Consider the following 13,559-nt stretch of genomic DNA (forward strand, 5'->3'; position numbering starts at 1 on the left):
ACTTGAGTTGACAATTTACAAATCAAAAAGATTTTGAGGACATTATCAATTCCCCAACGCTTACGGGTAAAGCTCCCTGACTATTGTAACAATAAAGCTTCATTTCATCTTTTTATTTCTTTAACCATTAGGTTATGGCTAATTGCACCAATCGCAATAAATTATCGGTCCGATACAAGGGTGCCATCTGGTTCTGAATTATGAAATTGATTCACACAGATTCAGTTATTGACAAAGTTATGCAGACATTGCAAAAGCATTACATTCTTGGGCACAATGCAAGCAGATTTGACCACATATTTGTGATTGTTCATCTGGGTGTTGTAAACAATGTTCTCCACAGACTTCGCAAATCTGTGCGCATAAACAGGCAATAGATCTTGCGAAGAAGCTACAACGTGCAATATACTTTGCAGTTAAAGTACATATATCAGCACAATCCCTAAGTAATCTTAATTGCTCTTTTCTATGACTAGAACCTTCCATTTGTAAAATACTATACTCTGTAAATTCACAAACAGCTTCACACTTTTGAACAATTTCTAAAACTCGGTGATGATGACTCTGACCCATATGATGAGACATTGTTCGATGCATTAAGTTTCTCCCAATGTTTTTTTCATTACAATTTCATCATATGTATGAACATCTAGCCAAGTTTGGGTCAATTACCACTTTTATTACTGAGTTTAAAATAAACTAACAGATCGAAGGATTGACTTGAAATCGTCTATTGTGTCTTATGCCCGTAGAAACAAGTTGATCGCAATAGGTAAGGCTTTGATATTATCTCCGCCTTTTCCCCAGCACCACACCGTACGTGAGACTATAGATTTTAAACGAATATACAGCGTTTGGAAAAGACAATAGACAATTCCAGCGAAGTCAATGCTGTGTTTAGGCACTTATCGCGTGTCGTACTAGTGTGTATTCTTAATATTTTTTACATAGGTACGCGAATTTAAAGCTCGTTTCTTTTAGTCCTCCTCGCAATCTTGCGGCAGGTATTCATCCAGTGCTCCCCGCCTTTCTGCTAATTTGTGTACATAATCCATAATAAATTTATTTGAATTAAAATAAATTCCATCTTCTCCTGCATCGACTGCCATTTGATGCCGTGGATTTCGATGGTTTATTTCAATAATCCATAGCCTTTGATTCCTATCTATTCCCAAATCAATTCCTAAATTCCCTAAATCCCCATTACACCCTCTGTACTTTTCCATTTCCTTAGCAGCATCGAATGAGACTTGTGTCATCTTTTTTCTAGTTTCAATAGCTTCATAACGTCGTATTGACAATAAATTCTGTAATGCTGAATCCCCATTTTTCACAATACCTATGTTACTTACAATTCCATTTTTACTACCTTTTCGGGCAATCAAACCTAGGTCCCGCCACTCTCCCACACCAACCTTTACCATAATTAACCTAAAATCTATTGGGCTTTTACCAACATATAGATTAATCACCTGTTGTACAATATATTTTCTCCTTTTACACTTGGAATTTAAGTAAACCTCCAACTCTTCATGATTTAAATATAATGGATTTTCTTGTTTCTGTTGACGACTAGCCTCAACTTTAAAGTTTTCTTCATGCTTAGATACTTTAATAATCCCTTTTCCATAACTGCCACTAATAGGTTTAATAATTCCTTCATTATATTGTCCAAGAAAATCGATAATATCTTGTGGACTATTAACTAATCGCGTAATCGGTAAATACTTACTTAGATTTGAATTGATTGATAGCCATTTATACATTTCCCATTTATTAAATGTGAAATTATTCATCATTCTTCTACCCACTGTTTTTCTAAAAAAACTTTCCCATTTACGATTTAAGGAGATTCGATTAATAATTGCATCTGGCATCGAAAATGTTGATGGTTTCCATATTCCTTCATCATATAAATATCCTCTAATCATTTGTGTGTCACGGTTTATTCCTTTAAGTGAAAAAGCTCCCACCTGACCTTTTTTATAGATTTCTCCTAAATCATTCAAATCATTTAGGGACTCTTTTAACTTCCTATTAAACTTCGAAACTAAAATTCCTATCACAAACGAGTCCTGAACCATGTCTTTCTCCACAGTTTCTAAATTCAATCTACTTTTATCATTCAATTACTATACCCTCCTCTACTATTTAATCTCAATTTCATTTCCTGTCACTAGTTAAAAGTTCTAAACTGATAAGCTATTAAATTTTCCCTTGTTATACTATATGTTTTCTATTTAAAGAAGAAATAGGCAAGTAATCTACCATTTGCTACTTCCCTTAATAGAATTAGTCCAATAACTATACTAACTTGGGCGAAAACACAGCTACTCACTATACATAAACATATAAATAGTAATAGTTTACTGAAAAGGAGGTGAAAAAAATGGGAAATCACGTTTGTCCGGATAGTTGTTGTACTGGTAACGAAATCTTATGTATTGGAATTCCATGCCCAATTGATATTGTGCTACTAGGAATTGAGCTTCAAGTAGAGTTACCATGTGTACGAATAACTTCTGAAGGACCGTTAACTGAAGATCAGGTTCAACAGTTAGTAGGAGTCCTTACACGAATTCTTGCTGCAGTTGGAAATCTTGGTGGTGCCGCATAAAATTCGATTTGTGAGGATAGTGCTTTACTTTCTCACTTAAACGACGTGCACGTCCGGTTTTTTATGTAAATGGTAATCCAAAAGCACGATCACTGACATAGTAGTCTAGTGATCGTGCTTTTATATTTTCACCATTTGCTATTGCGTGTGCCCTATAGCTGAAAATTCAACCAGATGCTCTGACGATCACCAGATAAAAGTGACTCCTAAACTCGAATTTGCGTGTAATACCGCCCTCTTTACCTAGAAAACAAGGTATGCCATCCCATCTATTTAACATATCAGGTTCCCACAAAAAAACTCCTAATGTAGTAAGGTATGTAATTATCAGATATTTACAAAGTTATGCAGACATTAGGGACAGCACTTTCATTCTTTTTATTTAAAGAAAAAAATCCAGTAACATTTAGTTACTGGATTTCTTCATCTAATCTATACGATTGAGTTGAATAATCAACACCGAAGGGTTCTTCAACAATTAGTTCACTACCTATTTCCTTACTTTGCTCTAGTTCATCATTACTTTCAATACTAAAACCTGCTAATGCGCTTGCGTAAAGAAATGGATTTCGTATTATTTCACCATATAATGTTGAATCTTCCATTATAGAAAAACTCCTATACCCATACCTTTTGTTCATTTCCAATATCCAGACATGTAAATTATTATCTAGGATAAAGTCGACTGCTAGGTCCCCATAACAACCATATTGATCCAGATCCTGGCATGCATCTCTACAAATACTTACAATCTTTTGTTCTAGTAACTCCAAGTCATGTTGATCTAGACTGAAAAGTTTCTCAAGAGCTTCTTTTCCAGGAAGTAAATAGTCAAGATGATGTAAATTGGTAGTAATGCTCCCTGGTTTAGCAAATCTAGCAATTAACCCAGTACACTTCCATTGTTTTGTTTCATCTTTTTGCATGTAAATCCGAAAATCAACATTTCTAGAATCATACTTTACAGGAACTCCTTGCTGGATTATATATTTTCTATTTTTATTTAATATACTTTTAATAATCGGGTGACTACCTATAACTTCCACATCTGTTGCTATATTTTTATCGTCAGTTATTTGAAATTGATTATTCTTACGTTTAATCTCAATAATCCCTTTTCCTTGAGATCCATTTGCAGGCTTTAAATAAATAGATGGATAATCATCTAACATGTGATAAATATTAGCTATGTGGGTTAACTCTCTTGTGTGAGGTATGTGGTTTCGTATAAATTGGTTAGGAGATAACCACTTCCACATATCCCACTTATTAAAGAATTGCGAATTGAATACTCGCCCATTTGTCTTCTTATATAAATCATTATTTAAGTCTTCGGGAAGACCATTCCTTTTAAAAACTGCTCCTGGATACGGAAATATTCCTTCCTTCCAATTTGACTCCACCGTATTCGACTGTAAATAATATCCTGTAATTGTATTCTTTTCGGTGTTAATGCCTGACGCAGTGCTAACAATAATCAAACCTTTTATTGAAGCAATATTTTCAAATCGCTCCTTTAATTTATCCAAACGTTTCATAAGTCGCTTCGATATTAAATACAAAATAACTGGCCCTAAACTCAAACTATCATCTGTAGTATTTATTTCATATAATAGGTCATCAGGAATGAAGACATCGTCTCTTAAATTTCCTGAAAGGCCAATTACATCATCAGCAAGTTCGTCTAAGTATTGTACAGTTAGTTCTTTTTCCCAGGAACCGAAGTGAAAATTAATTTTTCCTGAAGTGGCTATTTCCCCTCCTTGGAAATTTGTTGGAAAATAAATTTCATCTATCTCTTCGCTTGTTATCCATTTTATATACAAGACTCTTTCATCCTTTCTGCTAATTTGTGTGCATAATCCATAATTAATTTATTTGAATTAGAATAAATTCCATATTCTCCTGCATCGACAGCCATTCGATGTCCTGGATTGCGATGGTTTATTTCAATGATCCATAAATGTTGATTCTTATCTAACCCCAAGTCAATTCCCAAATTCCCTAAATTCCCATTACACCCTCTGTAGTTTTCCATATCCTTAGCAGCATCTAAGGAGACTTGTGTCATCTTTTTTCTGATTTCAATTGCTTTATAATCTGATATTGACAATAAATTTTGAAATGCTAAATTTCCACTTCTCACGAAACCTATGTTACTCACGATTCCGTTTCGACTACCTTTTCGAGCGATTATACCTAGTTCCTTCCATTCTTCTGTACCATCCTTTACCATAATTAATCTAAAATCAACTGGACTATTTCCAACATATAAGTCGATCACCTGTTGAATAATATATTTCCTCATTTTGCATTTGGGTTTAAAGAAAACCTCTAACTCTTCTTGAGTTAAGTACAATGAATTTTTTTTCTCCTTCTGATGAAGACTAGTGTCCACTTTAAAGTTTGCCGCTTGCTTAGAAACTTTATAAATACCTTTTCCATAGCTCCCATTAATAGGTTTAATAATACCTTCATTATATTGTCCAAGAAAATCGATAATATCTTGTGGACTATTAACTAATCGCGTGATTGGTAAATGTTTGCTTAAATTTGAATTGGTTGACAGCCATTTATACATTTCCCATTTATTAAATGTAAAATTATTGATCATTTTTCTACCTATTGTTTTTCTAAAAAAACTTTCCCATTTACGATTTAAATAAATTCGATTAATAATTGCATCTGGCATCGAAAAAGTTGATGGGTTCCACATTCCTTCATTATATAAATAGCCATTAATCATTTGTTTATCCCGGTTTATTCCTTCAAGTGAAAAAGCTCCTACCTGACCTTTTTTATAGATTCTCCCTAGCTCACTCAACTTATTAAGGGACTCTTTTAACTTCCTATCAGACTTCGAAACTAAAATTCCTATCACAAAAAAATCCTCAACGACGTCACTTCTAACAGTTTCCTCCTTTGAATTGCTTTTATAATCCAACTCGATACCTCCTTTCTGTTTAATCTCAATTCCACTTCTTGTCCCTAGATTAAAAGTTCTATACTAATAAGCTAAAAAACTTTCCGCTTGGTATAATATATGTTTTCTATTTAAGGAACAAATAGGCAGTAATCTCATTTCTACTTTTTCTTTATAGAATTAATACTATCTTGGGTGATACCACAACCAGTCAATATTCTTAAACACATAAAGAGATATAGCTTGCCGAAAAGAAGGTGGATAAAATAAGGAATAACATCTTCATTTCCCCTTATTTTTGCTGTACTGGGGACGCAAACTTATGATTGGAATTCTATGCCCAATTGATATTGTTCTTCTAGAAAATGCAAAAGCACGTACACTTGACATAGTCGTCAAGTGCACGTGCTTTTGGCTGAGTATAGCATTTCTACTCTATTATTGAGTGACTGCTTTGTTTTCCGAAAGACAATACTGCGGAGTTCTTTGAATAGAATTTCATGTTATAAGCCTGCTATTTTTGAGCTGTATACTTCTTAATTGCTGGCAAAATTTCTGTACCAATGAGCTCAATGTTTTTTACTAGTTTTTCATAAGGTACACCGCCAAAATCTATTTGAGCGATATAACGCTGGTGACCAAACAACTCATGTTGATAGAGAATTTTTTCAATAATTTGCTGTGGACTACCGATATTCATTACATCATGCGAATCTGCACCCTGTGCAAAGTGCTGCTTTGGATATCCCCGTCCGTTAATTAACTGCATTCCTTGATTAACGTGAGGATATGTATCGCTCTGTGCCTGCTGAGTCGTTTCGGCCGCATAGAAAAAGCCCGCTGTTGCAACAGGAAGCGTCGATGAATCAAAACCACTTCGATCTGCAGCATTGCGATATGCATCAATGGATGCCTTAAAGCTTGTAGCAGGACCACCTAAAGTTGCTAAGAACATCGGAACTCCTGCATTACCAGCCTTAATTGCACTTGCAGCATGTCCTCCGACTGCACGCCAAATCGGCATCGAACCGTTTTGTGGGCGCGGAATCACTCTCGCGTTGTTTAAGGGAGCACGGAATTCCCCACTCCAATTGACCACTTCTTCTTTACTAATCTTTAATAGCAACTCAAATTTTTCTTCATACAACTCTTCATAATCACGGACGTCATAGCCTAATAAATCAAAAAGACCAATTCGTGAAGCACGGCCTGCAACAATCTCTGCACGTCCCCTCGAAATCAAATCAATCGTCGCAAAATCCTCAAACACACGCACTGGATCCGATGTACTAATAATTGTCGAAGAGCTTGCGATTTTAATTTTACTAGTCGCTTGGGCAATAGCTGCTAACACAACAGTGTGCGCTTGCGTTGTAAAATACTCTTGATGGCTTTCACCAACACTAAAAAAATCCAAGCCTGCTTGTTCAGCTAACTTGGCTAAATCGATAATTTCATGAATACGTTCCTGAGCAGAAATGCGTTCTCCTGTAAGTGGATTTGGTATATGATCTCCAAGTGTATAAAGCCCAAACTCCATGCCTTTACTTTGATCAATACGATATTTCTCCATAATTATCTTCCCTTCTATCAATACGTAATAATTAATTTTTTTATATTGCTTGTGTACTGTCTGAGCTAGTTTACCTACGGAGACAACGGACGCTGCCGTCTGACAAAAAGATGATCTACGCTAAAACTATTGAAGTATCTGCATTCATATATGTGCTGTCTGTAAAGATTATCTGTGCAAATTATACTCTCCTACTATTAATATCTCCAACGATTTAGTATTCCTCATAAAGTTGCATTATTTTTTATGAAATTTTTAGTGTAGTTGATTACTTAAATCATCGGGGCAAGATTTCCAGAGTGCTTTAGACTGCAAACATGACTACACCAAAACGTAAGGAATGAAAAAAAGAGCTGTGACATTGTCACAGCTCTTTTACTATTTTACTGCAGGCAATCCTGCGTTATACTTGCGTCCGCCGCTCTTTTGATTCAGCAATGTATAGTTAGTATACTCACCTTTCGATAGGTATTCTTGCGACAATATAAAGTATGGAGTAGTTCGTTATCAATCTTCTACCTAACCGGTTGCTGGATTCGTTATCCCTAAACAATGCTTAATAATTCAACGACTATTTATAGCATATACTTCACACAGAATCGATTGACAATAAAGTCATTTATAATTCATTCTCCATCTACATCATTTAACTCTTCATTTCATCTTTTCAATTTCTTGAACCATGAGATCATGGTTCATTGCACCAATCGCAATATATTGTATTCGACCACTTGAATCAATCATATAAGAAGTAGGGTATGCCCGGACTTGATAGGTATCTGCCACATCTGAGTTTACATCCATCAGTATTGGAAAAGTCAAACCGAAATCTGTTACAAACTCAGAGACGACTTCCTCTGACTCTTGCAAATTAACCGCCAAAATCTCTACATCCACGTCCTTCTGTTCATATAATTTCTGCATGTCTGGCATTTCTGCTCTGCATGGCGGGCACCAAGTAGCCCAAAAGTTTATGAAGACGCGTTGCCCTCTATAATCAGATAAACGAGCAGTTTTACCTTCCAATGTTGTCAGTTCAAAATCGGGTGCTATATTTCCAATTGCAAGTCCTGTCTCCTCAGAACCCACAGCCTCATCAATCTTTGTATCTTCTTGTTTTGTTGTATTTTCTTGGTTTGCTGTTTCTTCCTTTGAATTTACAAGATCAAAAACAGTCCAACTGACCATTAACGTTATAACCACAACAAGAATTGTTTTTTTCATTGATGATAACCCCCATACCTATCCTAGTTTTGATAACCAAGTACCTTCTATTAATTCAAGTAGAAATCCTGTAATAAGCGGCATCAGGCCAAAAAACAACACCAGACCCATTATAATCATAATGACGCCGCCCACTTTCATAATCACTTGGCTTCGGCGAACAATCCATTTCGTCGATCCCAGGAAAAAAGTTAATATAAGGAACGGCAAAGCAAAACCAATTACGTACATCACGGTGTAAAGAAGGCCTTGGCCGGGATTGCTTGCAGCCAAAAGTAAGATGGACCCGAAAATCGGTCCGATACAAGGAGTCCAGCCCGCTGCAAAGCCGAGTCCAATAAAAAATGTCCCTATATATCCAGCAGGTCTTTTTGAAAATTGGAAACGTCTTTCCTTCATTAACCTTGTAATATTAATCCAACCTGCGATAAAGAAGCCCATAATAACGATAAAGATCCCCGCAATACGCTGGATAAATAAACCTGAATCACCCATTAATAAGGTTTGAAGCCATTCTCCTAAAAAAGAAGCACTGGCTCCTAGACTAATGAAAACCAGTGAAACTCCTGATAAAAATACGATTGAATGGCTCAATAATTTCTTGCGGATTTCAGAGCTTTGATTTCCCTGCAATTCTTTTACACTGATTCCTGTTATGTAGGACAGGTACGCGGGGAAAATAGGCAGTACGCATGGTGATAAAAAGGAGAGAGCCCCTGCACCAACAGCCAGTAACATTCCGACAATTAAGACTGTATCTGTTTCAATTCCGCTCAATATAACCACTCTTTCTTTGATTTAATATGAGTTGAGTAAAACTCACTGCAAAAAACAACCCTACAAACCAAGGTGTCATCATATACCCAAATACCGTAACAAAAGGCTGGATAGTAGTAATAATATATATTCCTAAAGACCATCCGATTAACAACGCGCTTATTAAGATATGGCTTCCTATACGTCCCTGGGCGGTTAGGAATAGGACGAGAAGAATCGCCAGTAAAACCATATAGCCAAACGAATATGGATTGTCATACCAGGTAAACTGTATAAATTCATACAAAAATGAAGCTATTAAAAACACAAAAATAAAAGACTGGATAAACAACATCACATTCATTTGACCCCGTTGAGACTTATAAAAAAGGAATAATGAGCTGAATAATACAGCTAGATAAAACGCACTGGAATCGCTGGGATAAGCCAATATAGCCAATGGATCACTGATAAATACAGGGAAATTCAAGATGATTTTTCCCACCCAAATAAAAAGCACGAAATTAATAAGTTGCGAAGTTATTTCTTCTATAAGTTTTTTCCTCTGCTCTTTAGGTAAATCACTCATCATGTAAAAAGATAGGATTCCTCCAAATATACTACTAATGGTAATAAAAATTGGTATTAATTTAGTGGTCTCTACCATTGATGATGTACCCCGTTTCAATGTCTTTCGTGATTAATAACACATGCCGAATATGAAAGTTTAACGAAAATAGGTTAACGGACATCACCATTGAGTGTGGACGTCTTGACTATGAAAGTTAGATCAATCGATTCGATGACAGACTGAATCATTCCACAATTTTTGACGACTAAATCAGCTATCTTCAGTGCATTTTGTTCGCTTATGCTTTGGTCTGATTGAACATAGGCAGTTATGGAAAGTTGTTCAATTCGGTTGGCATAATCCGGATTTCTGACAGATGAGACGTCCATCTCTATCCTTTTGTGCTCAATCCTTTTCTTTTTCAAAATATTTCCGAGCAAAGTACCACTGCATCCGATTAAAGAAGAGACAAAAAGCTCATATGGACGATAACCAATTGTGTCGTTAGGAGAAATAGGTAGTGACCCGAAACCTAAATCGCCAACTATTTTTTCATTTTCGATTGTAAATTTCATTTTGAACTAAACCCCTTTAAAATTGATTATGAACATGGTTTGTTAAGATTTGATTAAGACAATCACTCTTCTCGATTATCGACTCAACGGATATAAAGGAAAGTCCATCCAAAAAGTATGATGAGTGCCATCTGTATGTAGACCGATATCGCCTTTATGTGCAGTGACAATGCTTTGGCTAATTGCAAGCCCAAGACCGGCACCGTTGGACTTAGTGCTTCTTGATTCTTCTAGACGATAAAAACGTTCAAAGATCATGGCCTTTTTTTCAGGATCAATAAATTGACCAGAATGAGTGAAGGTTATGATATATCTATTATTTTTTATCTCACCATTAATCTTCAAGAATGTTCCCGTATTATAATCAAGGATGTTTTGAAGCACGTTAGTAAAGACTTGCTTAAGACCATCTCTATTGCCCAAAATCTCAGCATCCTCAATGTTAACCTGCATATCCGTGATTTGATTCTGTAGTTTCAATTGAAAGGCCGTTAATGACTCTGACAGCACTTTGTTAATTTGCACTTGTTCAAACTGCTTTTCTAAAAAATATATTCCGTTATTCCAAGAATTTAATTCTGTTATAAGCTCAACAATTCTTGTGATTCGGCGGGATTCTTCCAACAGTGAACCAAATAATTCAGGGTTCCCATCAATTACTTCGTTTTGCAGTGCTTCTAGATAACCGTTTATATTTGTCAATGGCGTCCGAAGCTCATGTGCGATATCCTTCAGCATTTCTTCCCTTTGTTCTTGAACGGAAGAGAGCGTTTCTGACATTGAATTGAAGTTTTCAATTAGTCCCTTTATTTCTCCTGTAGCAGAACTTTCTATTTTGGAAGGCGTTTTGCCTTCTTTGATTTCTTTTGCCGCAATCGATAAATGCTTAATGGGGCTAACAATTTTTTTTACTGTAAAATAATGAAACAACCCTGCAATAATAAATGTCACAATGCTGACTTTCCAAAGAAATCCATTCAATGTATCAACAAATTCCTGTCCAGTGACTTGTTGTGAATTGACCAAATAACAGGCATAATCCGTCACAGACAAAGCAGCAAGGAGAATGACAAGCAAAATAACAAGGCTATTCAACGCAACCAGTCTGAACAATAGGTTGGATAACTTTCTAAAGACCCACAAATTTATACCCCATTCCCCTCACAGTCTGAATATAATCTTTGGGTGTCTTTTCACCAATCTTTCCTCTCAAATGCTTGATATGAACATCAATGGTTCGGTCGGATACAGATTTTTCATTATTTTCGTAAATCATATTCAAGATTTGTTCCCTGGATAAAACCTGACTAGGATGTTGCATAAACGTATGGAGCAGCTTAAATTCGAAGTGGGTTAATTCTAGCTGTTCTCCATTTATCCATGCTTCGCCTTTTGCCGGTTTAATCGTAAACCCTGTAAAACTTAACTTTCCGCAACGGCTTGCCGTCCTTCTTAAAACAGCTTCTATTCTAACCATTAATTCAGCAGGGCTGAAAGGCTTGACAACATAGTCATCAGCCCCTAATTTGAAGCCTTCTATTTTGTTTTTTTCAGTAGCTTTTGCCGTAAGCATGATAATGGGCATCATATTTTTCAAATCTTCACGCACCCATCTGCATATCTCTTCACCGCTGATTCTTGGTAACATGAGATCAAGTATCAAAATACATGGATCGAGTTGTTGAATTTTTTCCTTTGCTTGGGCTCCATTATCAGCTTCAATGACCTCATAACCTTCCTTGATTAAATAGATCTTAATGAGATTCCGGATTTTTGGATCATCTTCTACAATTAATACAGATTTGCCAATGAGATTTGTTTGGTTCAAGTTTTTCACCTTTTCTACAATTGAAATATTCTTATTTCCTTCATTAAATTAAAATTAAGCAATCCTGCCATCTGCAAAGATAATACTTAATCCCATAATAAACCCAATGGACCTCATGTATAGCGTTGAACGATTGACTATCATTTTAGAGTTTTCAATCTTACCATCAGTTAAATGAGTGATATATGCTGGTAATTTAGGAAAAAGACAGCATCCCCCCTGCTAAAGCAAAAAATAGCCCAATGTCATTCATAACAACATTACTTTACAATCCATTATGAATGAGGTTTGTTAATGTTTGATTAAGAAAAAGCATGTTTGATTAATTGTTTCAATTCCAATGAATACTGTTCTTACTTCACGGACCTTTGTATAGTCCATCCTTCAAGAGGAACAGGTGCACTTCCATCATAATATCCTGTTACCCTATCCCCTGCTGCCACCATTACATGATTTACAAAATAAGTAGTCGGTGACACCACAAAATTCACTAAACTTCCAAAGCCGGAAAGGGGCTTTTTCCATTGTTACACTCGCTGTTCCAGCACATATCCACCCACTTATACGAGAAATACAAACGCATTAACAAAGCCCACTCTCAATTTAATGAGAGTGGGCTTTGTTATGACTATTTAGAATGTCACATATCCAATCGGATTCACAGCATTTGACATGCACTATTCCATGGAACTATATGAACCTCAAAGTGTATTGTGAACCTGTTGAACGATCTGTACTACCCTTTTTGCCAATTGCTTGTCCTTATGAAATAGATTGTCCAGAGCTGACATTAACAGAAGTAACTGATGCTGGATTTCTTACTCATGCTCGTATACTTTCAAAGTCGTGTTTATACGCGTAAAAACTTCCGAACTGACATAAAACTTCCCCATATGCCAATAAATATTCCCATTAGTAAAATGAGACCGTTGACTTGGAACAAGAATGGAGTTAGTGGTAATAGACTAAATAATTCACCTTCTAAATACGGTTGAACTACTGTATATAAATTGTAATAAAGTAGAGTAACGAGTGTGATAGGTAAAATTGCACCCAATATTCCAATCCACATTCCTTCTAACACGAATGGAATTCGAACAAACCAATTTGTAGCACCTACTAGTTTCATAATTTCAATTTCGCGACTACGCGCTAAAATTGTAATGCGAATAGTGTTTGAAATTAAGAACATTGCAGTAAATAGTAAGGCTCCAATCAAGACTAAACCGACATTTCGGGCACCATTTAAAAAACTAAATAGCTTTTCAATCTTTCCTTCACCATACTCTACTGAATATGTATTATCGAGACGATCAATGCGTTCAGCTACTTTTATTGTATCTTGAGGGTCTAAAGCCTTCACATAAAATGCAGCACGGAGCGGATTATTTTGATCCGATAACCCCATATTTTCACCGAAGTCTTTAATTAAGTCTTTAAGTTCATTTTCTTTTGTTGAATAAACTACAGATCCTACACCATTTACTTTATT

General features: G+C 35.8%; 15 protein-coding genes. 2 read left to right on the forward strand and 13 right to left on the reverse strand.

The features are described 5' to 3' along the window. Nucleotides 1–237: 237 nt before the first annotated feature. Nucleotides 238–597, reverse strand: a complete 360-nt coding sequence (locus tag C406_RS0113795; RefSeq protein WP_017381233.1) for a four-helix bundle copper-binding protein — start codon at nucleotides 595–597, stop codon at nucleotides 238–240. A gap of 380 nt (nucleotides 598–977) precedes the next feature. Further along, nucleotides 978–2,129 (reverse strand): YheC/YheD family endospore coat-associated protein, encoded by a 1,152-nt coding sequence (locus tag C406_RS0113800; RefSeq protein WP_017381234.1) that lies wholly within the window; start codon nucleotides 2,127–2,129, stop codon nucleotides 978–980. A 260-nt stretch (nucleotides 2,130–2,389) separates the two neighbouring features. On the opposite strand from C406_RS0113800, the gene C406_RS0113805 reads away from it, so the two are divergent. Continuing rightward, nucleotides 2,390–2,617, forward strand: a complete 228-nt coding sequence (locus C406_RS0113805; RefSeq protein WP_017381235.1) for a hypothetical protein — start codon at nucleotides 2,390–2,392, stop codon at nucleotides 2,615–2,617. 410 nt (nucleotides 2,618–3,027) lie between these two features. Here the strand turns inward: C406_RS0113805 and C406_RS0113815 are convergent, their stop codons facing one another. The 10 genes from C406_RS0113815 to C406_RS20820 form a co-directional block, all read right to left on the reverse strand. Next, entirely contained in the window at nucleotides 3,028–4,443 is a 1,416-nt protein-coding gene (locus C406_RS0113815; protein ID WP_017381237.1) for a YheC/YheD family endospore coat-associated protein, read from the reverse strand. Beyond that, nucleotides 4,434–5,561 carry a YheC/YheD family endospore coat-associated protein gene (locus C406_RS0113820; RefSeq protein ID WP_017381238.1) on the reverse strand — a complete coding sequence of 376 codons (1,128 nt, stop codon included), beginning with the start codon at nucleotides 5,559–5,561 and terminating at the stop codon, nucleotides 4,434–4,436. Before C406_RS0113820 ends, C406_RS0113815 begins: the two co-directional genes overlap by 10 nt. Before the next feature lie 493 nt (nucleotides 5,562–6,054). Continuing rightward, entirely contained in the window at nucleotides 6,055–7,113 is a 1,059-nt protein-coding gene (locus C406_RS0113825; protein WP_017381239.1) for an LLM class flavin-dependent oxidoreductase, read from the reverse strand. A 654-nt stretch (nucleotides 7,114–7,767) separates the two neighbouring features. Then, nucleotides 7,768–8,337 (reverse strand): redoxin domain-containing protein, encoded by a 570-nt coding sequence (locus C406_RS0113830; RefSeq protein ID WP_017381240.1) that lies wholly within the window; start codon nucleotides 8,335–8,337, stop codon nucleotides 7,768–7,770. Nucleotides 8,338–8,355: 18 nt separating this feature from the next. Continuing rightward, nucleotides 8,356–9,114 carry a cytochrome c biogenesis CcdA family protein gene (locus C406_RS0113835; protein ID WP_017381241.1) on the reverse strand — a complete coding sequence of 253 codons (759 nt, stop codon included), beginning with the start codon at nucleotides 9,112–9,114 and terminating at the stop codon, nucleotides 8,356–8,358. Further along, on the reverse strand, nucleotides 9,101–9,682 hold the full coding sequence (locus C406_RS0113840) for a hypothetical protein (protein WP_237740569.1): 582 nt from the start codon (nucleotides 9,680–9,682) through the stop codon (nucleotides 9,101–9,103). Before C406_RS0113840 ends, C406_RS0113835 begins: the two co-directional genes overlap by 14 nt. Before the next feature lie 152 nt (nucleotides 9,683–9,834). After that, nucleotides 9,835–10,239 (reverse strand): OsmC family protein, encoded by a 405-nt coding sequence (locus C406_RS0113845; RefSeq protein WP_017381243.1) that lies wholly within the window; start codon nucleotides 10,237–10,239, stop codon nucleotides 9,835–9,837. A 75-nt stretch (nucleotides 10,240–10,314) separates the two neighbouring features. Beyond that, nucleotides 10,315–11,334: a HAMP domain-containing sensor histidine kinase gene (locus C406_RS0113850; protein WP_237740570.1), complete on the reverse strand. Its 1,020-nt coding sequence runs from the start codon at nucleotides 11,332–11,334 to the stop codon at nucleotides 10,315–10,317. 34 nt (nucleotides 11,335–11,368) lie between these two features. Continuing rightward, entirely contained in the window at nucleotides 11,369–12,067 is a 699-nt protein-coding gene (locus tag C406_RS0113855; RefSeq protein WP_017381245.1) for a response regulator transcription factor, read from the reverse strand. A 353-nt stretch (nucleotides 12,068–12,420) separates the two neighbouring features. Continuing rightward, on the reverse strand, nucleotides 12,421–12,558 hold the full coding sequence (locus C406_RS20820) for a hypothetical protein (RefSeq protein ID WP_192812617.1): 138 nt from the start codon (nucleotides 12,556–12,558) through the stop codon (nucleotides 12,421–12,423). Nucleotides 12,559–12,761: 203 nt separating this feature from the next. Here C406_RS20820 and C406_RS20825 point away from each other — a divergent pair, with 203 nt between their 5' ends. Further along, entirely contained in the window at nucleotides 12,762–12,929 is a 168-nt protein-coding gene (locus C406_RS20825; protein WP_192812618.1) for a hypothetical protein, read from the forward strand. Here C406_RS20825 and ftsX read toward each other — a convergent pair. Continuing rightward, nucleotides 12,918–13,559 (reverse strand): permease-like cell division protein FtsX (ftsX, locus tag C406_RS0113860; protein WP_017381246.1); only part of this gene is annotated, 642 nt, incomplete at its 5' end. The genes C406_RS20825 and ftsX overlap by 12 nt on opposite strands.

It is taken from the genome of Paenisporosarcina sp. TG-14, assembly GCF_000297555.1.
GTDB classification, from domain to species: domain Bacteria; phylum Bacillota; class Bacilli; order Bacillales_A; family Planococcaceae; genus Paenisporosarcina; species Paenisporosarcina antarctica.

What these genes read in the sequence shown, in the direction of transcription:
- C406_RS0113805 (WP_017381235.1), top strand. Translation starts at nt 2,390, where the DNA reads ATGGGAAATCACGTTTGTCCGGATAGTTGTTGTACTGGTAACGAAATC.
- C406_RS20825 (WP_192812618.1), top strand. Translation starts at nt 12,762, where the DNA reads ATGAACCTCAAAGTGTATTGTGAACCTGTTGAACGATCTGTACTACCC.
- C406_RS0113845 (WP_017381243.1), bottom strand. Translation starts at nt 10,239, where the DNA reads ATGAAATTTACAATCGAAAATGAAAAAATAGTTGGCGATTTAGGTTTC.
- C406_RS0113830 (WP_017381240.1), bottom strand. Translation starts at nt 8,337, where the DNA reads ATGAAAAAAACAATTCTTGTTGTGGTTATAACGTTAATGGTCAGTTGG.
- C406_RS0113825 (WP_017381239.1), bottom strand. Translation starts at nt 7,113, where the DNA reads ATGGAGAAATATCGTATTGATCAAAGTAAAGGCATGGAGTTTGGGCTT.
- C406_RS0113840 (WP_237740569.1), bottom strand. Translation starts at nt 9,682, where the DNA reads ATGAGTGATTTACCTAAAGAGCAGAGGAAAAAACTTATAGAAGAAATA.
- C406_RS0113795 (WP_017381233.1), bottom strand. Translation starts at nt 597, where the DNA reads ATGCATCGAACAATGTCTCATCATATGGGTCAGAGTCATCATCACCGA.